This window comes from Rhodopirellula bahusiensis (assembly GCF_002727185.1).
GTDB lineage: Bacteria > Planctomycetota > Planctomycetia > Pirellulales > Pirellulaceae > Rhodopirellula > Rhodopirellula bahusiensis.
On the sequence record NZ_NIZW01000044.1, the window covers coordinates 24,520 to 37,819 of the forward strand.

Annotated in this window: 15 protein-coding genes; 4 read left to right on the forward strand and 11 right to left on the reverse strand. The window is 56.8% G+C overall.

The features are described from left to right. Window positions 1–62 precede the first annotated feature (62 nt). The 4 genes from CEE69_RS30410 to CEE69_RS30425 form a co-directional block, all read right to left on the reverse strand. Entirely contained in the window at window positions 63–1,316 is a 1,254-nt protein-coding gene (locus CEE69_RS30410) for an RNA polymerase sigma factor (RefSeq protein ID WP_099264269.1), read from the reverse strand. Then, window positions 1,313–1,672 carry a YciI family protein gene (locus CEE69_RS30415; protein WP_233215802.1) on the reverse strand — a complete coding sequence of 120 codons (360 nt, stop codon included), beginning with the start codon at window positions 1,670–1,672 and terminating at the stop codon, window positions 1,313–1,315. Before CEE69_RS30415 ends, CEE69_RS30410 begins: the two co-directional genes overlap by 4 nt. A gap of 113 nt (window positions 1,673–1,785) precedes the next feature. Continuing rightward, window positions 1,786–2,691 (reverse strand): phosphatidylserine decarboxylase, encoded by a 906-nt coding sequence (locus CEE69_RS30420; RefSeq protein ID WP_099264270.1) that lies wholly within the window; start codon window positions 2,689–2,691, stop codon window positions 1,786–1,788. Between the two features lie 106 nt (window positions 2,692–2,797). Then, complete coding sequence (locus CEE69_RS30425; RefSeq protein ID WP_233215803.1) at window positions 2,798–4,108, reverse strand: DUF3472 domain-containing protein; 1,311 nt, start codon at window positions 4,106–4,108, stop codon at window positions 2,798–2,800. A 314-nt stretch (window positions 4,109–4,422) separates the two neighbouring features. Between CEE69_RS30425 and CEE69_RS30430 the strand changes: the two genes are divergently transcribed. From CEE69_RS30430 to CEE69_RS33795, 3 genes are read left to right on the forward strand one after another with little or no spacing between them, the layout of a single operon-like run. Further along, window positions 4,423–4,704, forward strand: coding sequence for a peptidylprolyl isomerase (locus CEE69_RS30430; RefSeq protein WP_047815937.1), 282 nt, complete (start codon window positions 4,423–4,425; stop codon window positions 4,702–4,704). Window positions 4,705–4,720: 16 nt separating this feature from the next. Beyond that, window positions 4,721–5,263 carry an AlkZ-related protein gene (locus CEE69_RS30435; RefSeq protein ID WP_099264271.1) on the forward strand — a complete coding sequence of 181 codons (543 nt, stop codon included), beginning with the start codon at window positions 4,721–4,723 and terminating at the stop codon, window positions 5,261–5,263. After that, window positions 5,238–5,351, forward strand: a complete 114-nt coding sequence (locus CEE69_RS33795) for a DUF1589 domain-containing protein (protein ID WP_143549380.1) — start codon at window positions 5,238–5,240, stop codon at window positions 5,349–5,351. The genes CEE69_RS30435 and CEE69_RS33795 overlap by 26 nt, the downstream gene beginning before the upstream one ends. Window positions 5,352–5,696: 345 nt before the next feature. Here the strand turns inward: CEE69_RS33795 and CEE69_RS30440 are convergent, their stop codons facing one another. After that, on the reverse strand, window positions 5,697–7,163 hold the full coding sequence (locus tag CEE69_RS30440; protein WP_099264272.1) for a sodium:solute symporter family protein: 1,467 nt from the start codon (window positions 7,161–7,163) through the stop codon (window positions 5,697–5,699). A gap of 14 nt (window positions 7,164–7,177) precedes the next feature. After that, window positions 7,178–8,344, reverse strand: a complete 1,167-nt coding sequence (locus CEE69_RS30445) for a type III PLP-dependent enzyme (protein ID WP_099264273.1) — start codon at window positions 8,342–8,344, stop codon at window positions 7,178–7,180. A 474-nt stretch (window positions 8,345–8,818) separates the two neighbouring features. Between CEE69_RS30445 and CEE69_RS30450 the strand changes: the two genes are divergently transcribed. Continuing rightward, window positions 8,819–9,373: a Fur family transcriptional regulator gene (locus tag CEE69_RS30450; RefSeq protein WP_099264274.1), complete on the forward strand. Its 555-nt coding sequence runs from the start codon at window positions 8,819–8,821 to the stop codon at window positions 9,371–9,373. 60 nt (window positions 9,374–9,433) lie between these two features. Here CEE69_RS30450 and CEE69_RS30455 read toward each other — a convergent pair whose 3' ends face one another. From CEE69_RS30455 to CEE69_RS30475, 5 genes are all read right to left on the reverse strand, one after another. Continuing rightward, window positions 9,434–9,904 carry a hypothetical protein gene (locus tag CEE69_RS30455; protein ID WP_099264275.1) on the reverse strand — a complete coding sequence of 157 codons (471 nt, stop codon included), beginning with the start codon at window positions 9,902–9,904 and terminating at the stop codon, window positions 9,434–9,436. An 8-nt stretch (window positions 9,905–9,912) separates the two neighbouring features. Beyond that, window positions 9,913–10,374 (reverse strand): acyl-CoA thioesterase, encoded by a 462-nt coding sequence (locus tag CEE69_RS30460; protein WP_099264276.1) that lies wholly within the window; start codon window positions 10,372–10,374, stop codon window positions 9,913–9,915. A gap of 17 nt (window positions 10,375–10,391) precedes the next feature. Continuing rightward, the gene (gene rpsR / locus CEE69_RS33435) at window positions 10,392–10,670 is read right to left on the reverse strand and encodes a 30S ribosomal protein S18 (protein ID WP_233215804.1); all 279 of its coding nucleotides are present in this window, start codon (window positions 10,668–10,670) and stop codon (window positions 10,392–10,394) included. Between the two features lie 151 nt (window positions 10,671–10,821). Continuing rightward, complete coding sequence (gene nadD, locus CEE69_RS30470) at window positions 10,822–11,505, reverse strand: nicotinate (nicotinamide) nucleotide adenylyltransferase (RefSeq protein WP_099264277.1); 684 nt, start codon at window positions 11,503–11,505, stop codon at window positions 10,822–10,824. 259 nt (window positions 11,506–11,764) lie between these two features. After that, window positions 11,765–13,192 carry a thioredoxin family protein gene (locus CEE69_RS30475; RefSeq protein ID WP_233215806.1) on the reverse strand — a complete coding sequence of 476 codons (1,428 nt, stop codon included), beginning with the start codon at window positions 13,190–13,192 and terminating at the stop codon, window positions 11,765–11,767. Window positions 13,193–13,300: the final 108 nt, after the last annotated feature.

Here is a 13,300-nt window from a genome sequence, read left to right on the forward strand (position 1 = left end):
CACCTGACAGAAACGATTCAACGAAAAACCCTCGCAAGTTTCCTTGCGAGGGTTTTTTCGTTCTATGCCTGTTGCAGCTTTCGCAGTTTCGTTTCGACTAGTTGTTTCTCGTGATCGGCTTTGGCTTTGGACAACGCGATCAGATAGGCGTCAATTGCCTGTGACGTGTGGTTGCCCAGTTCATGCACTCTGGCGATTGCACAATCCAGCAACAAATAGGTCTGCATTGCACCGGATTGCTGGAGCGTTTGCAACTCTATCAGTGCCTCGTTGATCTGGCCCGCTTGAGCCCTCGCAATGGCTCGGTTGAGTTCGTAGATCGGCGACCCGTGGATCTCAAGCAGGCGATTGTAAAAACGAACGATAGTTGACCAATCGGTTGCTTCGACACTGTTGGCGATGCAGTGCTGCATCGCGATGGCTGCTTCCCAGTGATAGGTCGTGGGCGTGTCAGTTTTCGAACGAGCCAGTTCGTGTTGCGCGATGGTGATCAGTCGCCGGTCCCACTTTGAACGGTCTTGGTCCTCCAGAAGAACCACGGTTCCTTGTTGGTCGGTTCGAGATTCCAAACGAGCGGCTTGAAACAACATCAACGCTAGCAGAGCTTTTGTGGCGGGCGAGCCGTGTTCGCTCTCGCTCAGCAAATGGCATAACCTTGCTGCTTCTTCACAAATGTCGTCGCGGATCGGCTGGAACCCTTGTGAGGTGCTGTGTCCCTCGTTGAACATCAGATACAGCACATCGTGAACGACGCCGCGACGCTGCGCGATTTCGTCAGGGCAGGGCAGTTCCACCGCAACGTTGGCTTCCCCGAGTGAACGTTTGGCACGAGTGATTCGTTTTCTGATCGTTTCGATCGGCAGCAACAATCCGCCAGCGATCTCGGCGTGCCCAAAGCCACAAAGCGTTTTCAACGTCAGCGCAATTTGCGTTTCACGGTTTAGTGTTGGGTGACAGCAAACAAACATCATCCGCAGCAAGCTGTCCGGCAATTGCTCTTCGCTCAGCCACTCTTCCACGGTGTTCTCTTGGACGTCCAGCGTTGGTCCCGCCAATGAAATCGCTTGGGCCAACGTCTTTTCACGGCGCAAGGCATCCAGGATTCGGTTCTTGGCTGCACGATGGATCCACGCACTGGGGTTGTCGGGCACTCCGCCTTGCTTCCATGCGTTCATGGCTTCCAACATGGCAACCTGAACCATGTCCTCGATCAAGTCGATTCGACGGATCCCGAAGGCACGAGTCAGCACCGCTATCAAATGGGCGGACTCGTGCCGAAAGAAGTGTTCGACCAAATGGCCGCTCGAGTCGGTCATGCTTCTTCGGGCTGGCCCACATTCGCCAATTCGCGAACTTCGACGGCGCCTTTGTGATGGATGATTGGTGACGTTTTGGCCAGTTCCACTGCGGCGGCGAGGTTCTCGGCTTGAACCATCGAATAGCCACCAACCAGCTCTTTGGACTCGGTGAACGGTCCATCGGTAACCGACAGATCGGCATGGACGGTCGCGCCTTCGGGTTTCAGTCCGTCGCCACCATCAATCAACCAACCTGCTTTCATCCCGTCTTGGATCCAGTCCATCCATAGTTGCATGACTTTTTGCATCTCGTCCGGAGAAGCATTTTCCATTTCGTCGCAACCGCCACGATAAACAAACATGAATTTCGGCATCGGTGTTCTTTCAAACGAAGGTTTTGGGTTCGACAGTGGCAGCATAGCCACGTCATCTAAGAGGGTGACGAACCAAGAACACGGATCGGGACATCAAAATTGAAAATTTCGGCTCATCCGGCGTTGTCGGGGCGGTTCCCCAAGTGGTCGCCCATGCGAGCGTAGAGTTCGCGGTGTTGACGCGAGTTTTCGATGAGGTCCGCATCGAACTGGATCCGGCCGGGTTCGAACAGGACCATGGTCGAGGAGCCACCGAACCGGAAGTAGCCTTTTTCGTCGCCCTTTGAGATGGTTTTACCGGGCGAGTAGGTTTGTTGAATGCTGCCGACACAGGTGGCACCAATCTCTAGCAACAGCACCGTTCCAAAGGACTCCGTCTCGAGCTGCGTGAGACAACGTTTGTTGCTGGTCAGAATGTGAATGTTCTGACGCAGTGCAATCGGATTGACCGAGTACAGCGGTCCATTGATCAAGCGACTCGCACCGGGCACGCCGGCGGCGGGAAAGTGAAATCGGTGATAGTCGATCGGGCACAATCGCGAAAGCAGCAGGCTGCCGCTCGCATAGCGATCCGCGAGGGCGGAGTCTTGCAGCAGCGTCGGCAGATAGAACATCTCGCCTTTGACAAACAGCCCTTCGCATTTCGATAGGTCGGGAATGCAAAGATGCCGGCCGTCCGCGGGGAAGACCACGGAGTTCGGATCCGCATCGATCGGGCGTGCTTCGGGTTTCAGCTTGCGAAAGAAGAACTCGTTGAAGGTGGCGAACTCATCTACATTACGCACGAACTCATCCGCATCGAGTTCATAGTCTTGGATGAACGGAGCAATCTTTTCGCGAGTCTTGGGTTGGTCCATTCGCCAACCGTACCAGTGCGAGAACAGCGTTCGCTTCACGACCAAAGAAAGCGAAAGGCGTCCGGCGATGGTGCCATAAGTCCAACGCAATGCCTTGTCGCCATACACCTTTTCGATGCGGTCTTCGTCGGTGTATCGGTCGTGATAGACGATTTCGTCCATGAGTGGTTCTTGTTTGAATGGTAGTGGACGAGGCCACGAGTCCGGTCGCACGACCCACGCGTGGGAATCTTTGCTTCGTCCACTACGAGAGTGGAGTTGCGATGGATCAGCGCGGCAACTGCTCCCAGTCGATTGCAGGCTGCTGGCCCGCGGTGGACTCTCGCTCGAAGGTTTGATCCAGATCAACGGGTTCTGAAAAGAAGCCGCAGTTCTTTAAGAAGAAATGGTCGGTTTGGCTTCCACCGGCATAGTCCAGCCGATGACGACCGCGAGCGGTGTTGTCGCCGGTGAACTTGGCTCGCGTGATCTCATGCCATTTGCCGTTCACATCACAAACCCATTGGTTGCCGTAGTGAGCCGAGCGTTGCAGATGGCCTTGTTCTGGCGAGAAGTTTTCGAGGAAAGAGTGGAAGCCGGTCAGATGCTTGTCAGTCTTGGGGCGTCGAAAGGTCGCTACCAATCGCCATTCGTTCTTCGCTTTGTCGCCGAACCAGGACGTGTACAACGTGTTGGAGTCGCCGTCAGGTTTGACTTCGGTCAGGAAGCGGTACGTCTTGCCGGCTTCCCAAGGGTAGCGAAAGAAACTTTGTCCGCCGGAGCCTTCGTTGCCAAAGTCTTTCGCGATGACGTCGTCGCCTTTTGCAAGCGTCTCGACTCGGTCTTCGTCAGGAATCTCGTTGGGGTTGTCCGTGCGGAAGGGGCTCCAGATTGAAAACAGGACTCGCCGTTCCGTGGGGCTGTTGACCTGCATGCCGAAGTAACCTTCGCCGAAACCGTTGGCCATGAAGTAAGTCCCCATTTGGTCTTGGCCGACGGGGACCGTGATCTCACTGTAGGCGTACGTCAGGTTCATTCCTCGGGGCAATCGGTAGGAGAGATGGACCGATGGGCCGCGACGACCCCAATAGAACATGTTGCCATCGTTTGTTTGTACATAGTCGAGTTGCAGGTCGGCTTTCGCGGGTGTGACCACCAAGTCCGTGATCTGTGCGGATCCGGATGCTTCGCCATTGGCGGCTGGTGCAAGTTGCAGATCGACTCGAACGTAGCCCGCTTTCGCGACCTCGATCTCACCGAGCGGGTAGGTCTTGGCAGACGCGAGTTCCAGATCGCAGGAGAGCTTGGTTTCGCCGATGGTCACGAGGATGGTCGCGGGGCGGTCACTCGCGTTGCCTTTCAGTCCTAACTCAAGCGTGTCTGCGTCATCGACATGAAAGTAGACGGAGTGGACCTCGGCCGAATCGCGAAGCCGCAAGGAGCCGCCGCGTCGCATCGCTCGGCCGCCGGGTTCGGGCTGTGTGCGGAACGCATTGCCCGCCACCGGCACGGACCACTCTTTCGCGGAGGAGAGTCCTTGCGAGGTCAGGAGTGTGACAAGGCTGATCAGGAGCGGTTGAAAAACAAGTCGGGAAATCATGGTGTCGATCTGGTGAGACGGGCGTGGGCAGGAACCAAGGAATCTTTTCGCGAGTAGGGAAAGAGGCTGCGTTGAACCCGTTTGGGACGGGATTTCATCGAGCCCGCCACTCTTTCGCTCCGATGGATGGTCTCGCGGCATTCGAACCTATCCCATATCGAAACCATCCTGCAAGCAGGTGGAAAGGTGCTGTGAGCAGGGGTTTTCGAACTGCTCCTAGCAAGCCACCATGGTGGCCGAAGCTGGCGAGCGACTTTCGACCTCCGCCAGGCCCCCATACCACCCCACGACGGAACACAACCCAAGAGACCATCATGGCCACTGCAAGTGCACGACATATCCTCGTTGAAACGGAAGAAGCCTGTCAGGATCTGAAAGATCAGATCGAAAAAGGGCAGGATTTCGGTGCCATCGCCGCTGAGTTTTCCTCCTGCCCATCCGGCAAATCCGGTGGAGCGTTGGGAACGTTCAGCCCCGGTCAAATGGTCAAAGAGTTTGACGAAGTGGTCTTCAGCGGTGATCTGGGCAAAGTCCATGGTCCCGTCAAAACACAGTTCGGCTACCACTTGATCGAGATCACCCAACGGGTCGATTGAAAAAGCAGGTCGCCTGATGATCAAGACCTTTGAGCAGGCCTATCAGTTTGTTCTTGAACGGACGGTGGTCACCGTCTTCGGCAGCAAGAACTCGCCGCACCCGTCGTTGTGGGACAACACCGATTTATCGGAAGAGAAACCCAAGGCGGGCGGTTGGAGCCCGAAGGTGACGGCCGTCTGGGACTGGAAGACTCGCATCCCGCAAACCTATCCCGCGGAAGTTTTCTACGGGAAGATCCGCGGTGGCGATGCGGTGCTGATGGAGATGCAGCATTTCCGAGAAGTGCATTACGCGGAGGCGTACCAGCCCGTCCACGAATTGGATGTGCTCTGTCAAGAAATCTTTGAGCTGATCCGTTTGGAAGCGGGCTACACCGGTGCGCTTCGCAAGCGAGCCATCGAGCGATTGGCGTGCACGAAGAGCCAGTTCGACACGGTGCTCAAAAAACTGCAGATCAGTTTAAACATCGTGCGTTCCAACGACCCAAAGTTGAAGAACGACTTCTGGTTGCCCATGCGAGAAGTCCACCTCGATATCGTGCAGCAACACGAGCAGTGAAGTCCCCCAAACCGTAGGTCAGGTTGTACCTGACGTTCCCGCCGATGCTTTGGAACAAAGCGAGTCGTGCACCCGTTCACGAAAATAGCGAAAACCCGCGATCAGCAAGTCAGCGCTGCACAGCACTAGACTGGACTGCGAAAACTTTGGTGTTGCGGACCGGATTCGTTTGCGCAAGTTGTGTTCGACGATTTAGCCCCATCGGGGCAGCCCTATGACAGCCCAGGGCAACGCCCTGGGTTGTGGCGAGACCAAGATTGCAAAGCCCCAACGGGGCGGTCCTAGCATTTTTTGGGGGCTCTCTGTTAGGGCCGCCCCGTTGGGGCTCGCGTTGTAGCCTCCGTAACAAAACCCCAGGCGATGCCTGGGGCTACGATATAGCTGCCCCTTTGGGGCGTGGGGCAGATACATGACCAACGCCGCATTGTCCGTATCAATCCTCAGTTTTTCGTTGCACAGCGTCGGACGCAACACTTTCCGACTTGTCAAGCAACGACACGATCACCATTGCGAGAAAGCTGGCGGCGAGCCCCATCAGTTGCGACGGGATCAAGAACTCCGGCAGCACGTATTCAAACGCTAGCCAGGTTGCCACACCGGACACGATCGATGCCATCGCTCCGAGAGTGGTCGCTCGTTTCCAATACAGCCCGACGGCCAGCGGAACCAGTGCACCGACAAGCGGCACGCTGTACGCCTGCTGAATCATTTCGTACATCGTGTTGTTGCTGGTCAAGGCTTGGTGAAGAGCCAAGGCACCAAACATCAGCAGGACGATTCGCAGCCAACGCAACATGTTTTTGTCGTCAAGGTCGGATCGAAACGGACGGATAATGTTTTCGACAATCAGACTGCTCGGCGCGAGCAATGTTCCGCTGGCGGTAGAAAGGATTGCCGAGACCAATGCACCGAGAAAAACAGTTTGCACCCAGAACGGTGTGGATTGCATGACCGCGTGCGGAAGTGTTCGCTGGACTTCGCGAAGGTCTTCGCTGTTGAATTGCTGCAAGTGATCCGGATCGATCACCACCGCGGCGTAAGCGATGAACATCGGTACGAACGCAAACATGCAGTAGAACGTCCCGCCCAGCAAGGTTCCCGTCATGGCGGTGCGTTCGTCTTTGGCGCTGGTGACTCGCTGAAAGACATCTTGTTGTGGGATCGAACCCAGGGCCGCGGTCAGGAAGCCACCGATGTAGATCCACCACTGACCGGATTGCCCCCAGTCGGGAAAGACCTGCAGACGCCCCGATTCGCGAGCAGAATCGATGACGACAGACACGCCGCCGGCCGCATGAGCCATGTAAACCGACACCACTAACAGACCGATGATGATCACGAACGTCTGAATCATGTCGGTGAGCGCCACCGACCACATGCCGCCCATCACCGTATAAAAGGCAACAATGGTGAAGCCGATCACGATGCCGTGGTTGATGGTCAGCGCGTCGTAGCCGATGCCTTTGCCCAGGACTGAAATTACCAGGCCAAGTGCGGTGAGCTGAGCCGCGGCCCAGCCCAGGTACGAAGCGGAGATGACAACGGACGTCAAAACTTCGATCGAGCGACCATAGCGTTTGCGATAAAAGTCACCGATCGTTAGCAAGTCCATTCGGTAGAAGGCTCGCGCGAAGAACAACGCCACGAGCACCAAGCAGATCGAAAATCCAAACGGGTCGCCCGGGATGGCACGCAGTCCTTGGCCGGCAAAGGTGGCCGAAACCGAAAGCACGGTCTCGGCACCAAACCAAGTTGCGAAGACGCAAGCGAAGTTCATGTACAGCGGAAGCGAGCGTCCCGCGACCATGAAGTCCTGCGCATTGTCGACGCGTCGGGCTGCGAACAACCCGATCGCGATCGTGAGAAACAAATAGGCCAGGACGGCGGCGATCAATCCCATCGGCGTGTCGTCCGTCAGTCGATCGCGACGCTGTTGGCCATCGGCAATCCGTTGAAAGGCGATGCGCTGGCGGCAGCGTAAGCTCCCATCGACGGAACCAAGACCAGTTCGCCGACTTCCAGATCGGGGAGCCATTGGTCACGCGAAACGATGTCGGTGGAGTCGCAGGTTGGTCCGGCGACCACGCAAGGAACGGTCTCGCGGGACCCATCGTTTTCGACCAGCAACGGGAAGTCCGTGTGGTCGAAGATCTTGCCCGAGAACGATCCGTAGATTCCATCGTCGAGGAAGAACCAAGGCAGTTCCCATCGACGACTCTTGCCGATCACGCGAGTGATCAAGGTCACGCTTTCGGTGCACAGCCCGCGACCAGGTTCGGCGATCAAACGAATCGGCAGGTCGCCGAAGATGTCTCGCAGTCCGTTGGTGATGACTTCGCCAAAGGCTTCGATCGAAGGAGCGTCTTCGCGATACGGAGCTGGGAAACCGCCGCCGATGTCGAGGACTTCCAAGTGGTGTCCGGCTTGGGTGGCTTCGTCCCAAACTGCACGAACGCTGCGAAGCACTTCGACATAGTCTTGCGGGTTGAGGCACTGGCTGCCGACATGGAACGAGAACCCACGAATTTTCAGGCCTTTGGCTTTCGCCGTTGCAAGCAGTTCCATCGCTTCGTGCATGGGGCAACCGAACTTCGCCGACAGGTTGATTCGGCTGGAGGCTCCGGTCGTTGCCAATCGCAACAACAAGTTCACATCGGGAGTCAGTCGGCGGATCTTTTCTGCTTCGATCGGGTTGTCGAAAACGAACCAGTTCACTCCGGCTTCATAGCATTCCCAAAGGTTTGCATCGGTCTTGCACGGGTGAGTGTGCAGCATGCGATCCGGCGTGAAGCCAGCGGCGAGTGCCGCCTTTAGTTCGCCAGGCGAGCATACGTCGATGAATGAATTTTCGCCGTTGAGTGTCGACAAAAAGTGCAGGTCCGGGTTGGCTTTCGCCGCATAGTAAAGATCGACACCGGGCAGGGCGTTTTTCATCGCCCAGTACGTTTCGATGGCTTTGGATCGTGACACGACCAAAAGTGGTGTGCCGTGTTTTTCAGCGAGTTCTTTCGCGAGGTCAAAGGAAAGGTTCGGCTGAGCCGTTCGGGCGTTGGGTGCGCGCAGAATGGTCGATGCGATCATGCGGCTGGGGTGCCTCCAATTGGGGATCAAGGTCAGTTGAGATACGAAATGCAGTCAAAACTTCGAAGCCACGTGGCTTCGTCTGAGGGTTCCGATGGAACCCTGGCCGACTTCTTCTTCGCTGTTATCGAGCCGCGTCCTGGGCGCAATAACGTGTTGACCTTGGGGAGATCGCAATGGAGGTTGCGGCACCTTGCGGTATGGCAACGTTGTGCGTTTGGATTGAGCGATTCCGCTAGGAAACGTCCTGCCAACACACTTCCGCCGCGCCCGTGATGGGCGAGACCTGGTGTCGTGCTGATTGAATCGCAGTGATTCGATTGCCATCACTGAAGAATGAGCAATCGTCACTGTTTTTCAATCGGCTGCGGAAGATATCGACCGCGTTTCAAAAAGTCGAGAGCGGAAATGCCGTTTTCAGATGAATGTTTTGGGAGGCGGAAGCTCGGGACAAATCTAGACAGGGCTGCTATAGTGGCTCGCAAGCAATTCTTCTCTCTTTCACAGCGGTCCGTTTTGTCTGACGTGTCTTCGGTTCCCGAATCTCTTGAACGTCTCGAGGTGGCTTTGACTCCTCAAGAGCGGTTCGAGGAGTATTTGCAGAGCAAGGGCCAGCGGCAGACCAAGCCTCGGAAGTTCTTGGTCGAGAAGATCTTCGCTCAGCACGCCCATTTCGACGCCGATGAGCTGATCGAGAAATTGCCTCGAAAGGGCGAGCCCAACTATGTCAGCTCCGCGACGGTGTATCGATCGCTGCGGGAGTTCGTCGACGCCGGCTTGCTGAACTGCTTTCAGCTCGACGGCCGAACGGTTTACGAGCTGGACTACGGCTACCCGCCCCACGACCACCTGTACTGCACGCGTTGCCGCAAATTGATCGAGTTTCGCAGCGAGGAACTGATCGCGACGCGAGACGAAGCCGCCGCAAAACACGGTTTTCGTGTATCCGGACACCGGATGCTGGTCAGCGGTGTGTGCCGCGAATGTGGGAAGAACCGACGCAAAAAGCGCAAGCAAGACCTGGTCTGAGTTTGCTTGCGATGGTTCAGTTGGCTGCGATTCCTCTGGCCAGCGGCCCGCCTTCGTTGACTACGCTTCTTCGGGAAGTTCGGCCATCCGGATCTGTTGCAGAATCGCGTTGAAGACCTGCTCGGCGGCTTCGAAATCCGACATTTCGGCTTGGAGCTGAGCCAAAATCCGTCCGGCGATGGGCATTTGTTCGCGGGTCGGGGCAGGGGCGTCCAGCAGCACCACGCGTGACATCACGACGAGGTCCAAGTAGTAGAACCGGAGGTCAACGGCGCGTTCGCCTTCCGTGGCACCCGGCAGCGTAACGTTGTCGCGTTCCAAGTCCTCGTATTGTCCCCGGAGCATTTGGTCGATTTCACCCAGGACGACTTCGTCTTCTCGAGTGATTGGCAGCGTTTCCAGCGAAACGAATCCGCCGCCGGGCAGATCGAACGTGGCACCCTGGTCGCCTTCGTCTTCGGCTCGCTCGACCAGCGTCCAGTTGTCTGGGTACAGCAGTTTCAGGCCGAAGCCTTCGAAAGTCGCGGGCATGTGTTTGTTCAGTCGTTTTGGGGGCCGGACAATCGCTGACGCAGGTCATCGGGCACGTCGGTTTTGACCAGTTTGCCGCCCGCTTTCAGGTCGCAGCACACGGCGGTGATTTTGCCGGTGGCGATGCGGCGGCCTTCGCAGGTCAATTCGAAGCGATAGCTGATGCTGGATTGACCGATACGGTCGACATGCAAATCAATCTGCAGGATGTCTTCGAATCGGGCGGGGCCGTGAAAGTCGCAACTGGCGGCGACTCGGGGCCAAGTCAATCGTTCCTCGGATTCGTGGTGCGGCATCACGGGGATGCCGACCGATCGCAGGAACTCGTGTTCGGCCGCTTCCATCATGGGGAAGAAAGCCGAGAAGTGGACGATTCCAGCCGCATCGGTGTCTCGAAACTCGACGCGGCGTTGGGTCTGGTAGACCGGAGCCCGTTGGCTTGGGGCTCCGTCAGAGGCAGAATCGTTCACTGATTTGCCGATTTGGCTTATTCGCCGACGTATGGCAGCAAAGCCATGAAGCGGGCGCGTTTGATGGCTGAGGTGACAGCGTGTTGGCTGGCAGCGGTACAACCGCTCTTGCGGCGGCCCATGATGCGTCCTTGACGGTTGACCATCTTGGACAGCAATTCGAGGTCCTTGTAGTCAACGTACATCGGACGTGGACGATGGCCATCGACGAAGATGGGGTCCTTGCGGCGGGTACGGCTGCGGACTCGTGAGCGTTTGCGGGCACGGCTACGCGTGCTCATTGGACGTGGAGGCATGAAGCTTTTCGAAAATATCGAAGGCGAATGGACTGATTCGGCCGGAAAACCAATGTTTCCGGCTCGCCAATGTGTCCCGAGAATGCAAAAAGGTTGCGATCGCGGGCCACACAGTGTGCCGAGATCGGCGTTTCCACGCAATCCCTTTTGCCTATTCTGCCTGATAAAGCTTTTCTTGGGCGATCAGTGTCCGCACAGGATGCGGGACCTGAAAACGGATGCTCCGTCCAGAAGCCACTCGCTGGCGAAGATCGCTGCTGCTGATTTCGATCTGGGGCATCCGGATCTGAGACTCACGAATCCTTTGAAATTGCGATTCGTCAGTCATTCCGTTCAGAATTGAGTAGTCCGGTGGAGGGTCTCCTCCGCGAGCGATCACGGCCAATTGGCACCGTTTCAGGATCTGCTTGGGTTCTCGCCAGCGATCAAACGAGGCCAATGAATCGGCTCCGATGATCAGATACAGCGGGCGGTCTGGAAACTGTTCCTGCAAATGTTCCAGGGTCAGCAGGGTGTAGCTGACGCTGTCTTGCCGGAGTTCCCAGTCGTCGATGACGTGCCCGGATTGTCCGCTGAGTGCCAACCGCAGCATTTGCAGACGGTGCTCGTTGCTGGCCACCGGGCCGTGGGGTTTGAGCGGGCTGGTCGCCGCCGGGATCCAACGCACATGGTCAATTGGCAATTGTTCGAGCGCCGATTCGGCCATCCAGAGGTGCCCGACATGAACCGGGTCGAAGGACCCACCCAGGATGCCGATCCCGTGATTCGATGGTGGGGTGGTTTCAGATGCTGACACGGAACGACCTTCAATGGTTTCTGACTTGAATCGACGCAAGCATAACTTCGCTCAACGGAAGCGGGCAGGTTGTCTCACGCGCAGAGACGTCAGCGAGGCCTCGGACTTGGCGATGGTGCTAGCCACGCCAAGTGCCGATTGTCCACGCCGGCCCCGTCCGGGGCGACATCGTGATCTTCATCAATGGTCTCGGGGCTTCCACCCCGAGCTAGCAACGCGGACTACTCCGGAGCCGTTCATGCACGTTCGGCCCCGGACGGGGCAAGTATCGGCAGATCGGGGTGGAGGCCCCTGATGCTTATTGTCGATCGGCGATGTGTTTCTTTTGGTGCCGAATCAATTCGTTCAATTCACCCATCGTTTCGCAAGTGCATTGGAAATGACAGATCAACATTTCGTCGGTGGAGTCGGCACCCCACGAGACCGGCTTGGGCGGCGAGTTTGGGTTCAAAGGGTTGTTGGCTGAATTGTCATACCAAGCGTCCACGTGAAGGATCGTTCCCTTCTTCAACCGCACGGGTTCGGCAAACGAATACTTGCCTTGCCAATTGAAGTCCCAGTCTTTGATCCACAACAACGGTTTGGTCTCGCCATCGGGTGACTTCGACCAAACTTTCATTTCGCGGCCAAAGATATGCATGTGCGGCACCGCATCCAGCAACACCGCGTCCACGGGCAACGTGTACGTCGCGCGTTGCAAGTGGTGACTTTCGCCCGGCGGGATACGGATTCGTTTGTTGCCGACTTGGACTTCGGTGACGATCTTCTTGGCCGACGGCGGCGCGAAGTAGATCCCAATCTTCGACTTGTCTTGATGTGGTTTGCCGGTCGTGACGTAGTGGATTTCCGCCACGATGTCGCTGCCCTTTGGCACAAAACGTCCCATCCCCTCGGGCAATCGTCGGGGGCTCATTCCTGGAAACCAACTGCTCAGTGTGCCTTCGGGTTCAAAGCGTGGCCCGCCAAAACTGGAGTACCCCGGCGCTGGATCCGATTGGTCCAATCGTCTCCCTTTTCCTTTGGTGTCCAGAAAGAAACTGGCGTGGTGAACGGATTGAGGCGTCCCAGGATGAAAATCGATCGCGTTGACCAACCGGTGTTGCTTCAAACCAGTTGGGATGACGAAGTACTGGCGAATGTCAGGGCCGCTGGATGGGATCGAGAATGTGTCGCTCATTTCTAGGATCAAATCCGGTTCACCCAGTGGCCAACCACTCGATGTCGGCACAGGGGCCGGAAGATCCTTCGGGTCGCCCGCCGGTTTGCCATCGCGAACCCAAACGTTCAGCAACGACATCTCATGGTTGGTCAACCGTAGTTCATCTTGAAATCGCGTGAACCCAGCGGCCGGTTTCCACGGCGGCATGAACCGTGAATGCGTCACTTCCAAAATTTGGTTGGCATGACCACTGACATCGTTGTAGCTCAACAACGGAAACGGAGCCGACCCGTTTTGGCAATGACACCCGGCGCAGTTCGCTTGGATCACCGGCGCAACATCGCGTGCGTAGGTCACCTCGCCTTCGATCGCTTTGTTTGGCGGATCCTCCAACAAGCAGCCGATGGGTTTCGTTTTCGGCACATCCACCGGACGTCGAGCGATGACGGAGCGGATCGCATCTCGCAAATAAGACTTGGCGGCGTGATCTTTCTTGCGACCGACTTGAACATGCCGATCGTCGATCGCTCCGTTGTAAAGCATCTTGCCGGTCGGCCGAATCAACATCGCCTGGGGCGTATGGGCTTGTCTTTACCCACAACTTTTCGATCTGGTTTGCTCCGCCAGACGCATTCCGTCAAGTAGTAGGGTGAGTTCTCGATAACCTCGCCAGAT